Source organism: Citrobacter sp. wls826 (genome assembly GCF_005281245.1).
GTDB classification, from domain to species: Bacteria; Pseudomonadota; Gammaproteobacteria; order Enterobacterales; family Enterobacteriaceae; genus Citrobacter; species Citrobacter braakii.
Genome location: NZ_SZWS01000016.1, coordinates 60,530 through 61,689 on the forward strand (window position 1 = coordinate 60,530; position 1,160 = coordinate 61,689).

The 1,160-nt window shown below is 55.1% G+C and carries 1 protein-coding gene and 1 pseudogene; both read right to left on the minus strand.

Translation table 11 applies throughout. From position 1 onward, the window contains the following. Positions 1-521 (minus strand): annotated as a pseudogene (gene citT, locus FDW87_RS21545) (citrate/succinate antiporter CitT); the annotation flags it as partial. A gap of 25 nt (positions 522-546) precedes the next feature. Further along, the coding region (locus FDW87_RS21550; RefSeq protein WP_252362961.1) for a triphosphoribosyl-dephospho-CoA synthase at positions 547-1,160 on the minus strand (614 nt) is incomplete at its 5' end.

Below are 1,160 nucleotides of genomic sequence, written 5' to 3' on the forward strand. Positions count from 1 at the left end.
AGGTTTTTGATAACCGGGAATACGGTACCACCGGTACGCGCGGTATTGGACGGTGTAAACGGCGCCAGCAGAATGTCGATGATGACAATCGCGTAGCCCAGCGTCAGGGTGCGCTTACCCATGAATTTTACCAGGAACAGCGCGATACGACGACCCAGACCGGTGACTTCATAGCCCAGCGCGAAGATAAACGCGCCAAACACCAACCACACGGTAGTGCTGGAGAAGCCTGCCAGACCCCATTTCAGCGCTTGCTTACCCGCTTTAAACGCCGGGTCTGCCAGCTCTGAAGCATCAAACAGCAGATAGTTGCTGCCGATGACGCAGATCGTTACGGCGATAAAGCTTATCGCTGTTGCCGGGATTGGCTCCAGGATCATCCCGACAATCATTGCCACGAAAACGGCAAAATAGTGCCAGGCCTGCGGGGGCATTCCATCAGGGACAGGGATAAGAAACATGACGCCCATTACGACCAATGGGGCCAGTAATTTCCATATTTTATCTTTTGCTAAAGACATGTGTGTGATTCTCCGGAAAGGATCTTTAATTGTGATAATGATGAACTTGTGAAATCTGAGCTAAGAACCAGGTGACGATCAGCAGATCGGCGCAGCCTCCTGGGCTGAGGTTGCGTTCAATGCACTGTTGGTCGAACTGGCGCAGGTATTCGAGATCGGCAGGGGTGCGAATCCCCCCTTGCTGCAATAGAGTTGTGGCCTGCTGCTGTAGCCAGCGCAGACCTTCTGCGCCGCCACGTGAAGCCACGTTGGTGTCGCCATTGATAGACATCAGCAGCAATAACGTGTCGAGTAGCGCTAGTTCAGGATCGCGGCCCTGAGTCAGCAGTGCGCGGTAGTGCGGCAGGGCATGCTGGATGACTAGCGGGTATCCCGCTTCGGCTTCGCCCCGTGCGCCGGTTAATCCCAGTTGTTGATAAAGACGTTGGCCAGCCGTGAGTTGTTGATTGTTCTGGCGCAGTTCGCGCTCGGTCAGGCCACGGCAAAATGTTGCTGCCGTAGAGCAAAGGGTTTCAGCGGTAACAGTCAGTTGGAGCTGGTGCAGGCGGCCAATGGCGGCACACAGCAGCCCCAGTGAAAAGATGCTCCCTTTATGGGTGTTTACCCCCTCGGTGGCGCGAAACATATCGGCTTCGCAGG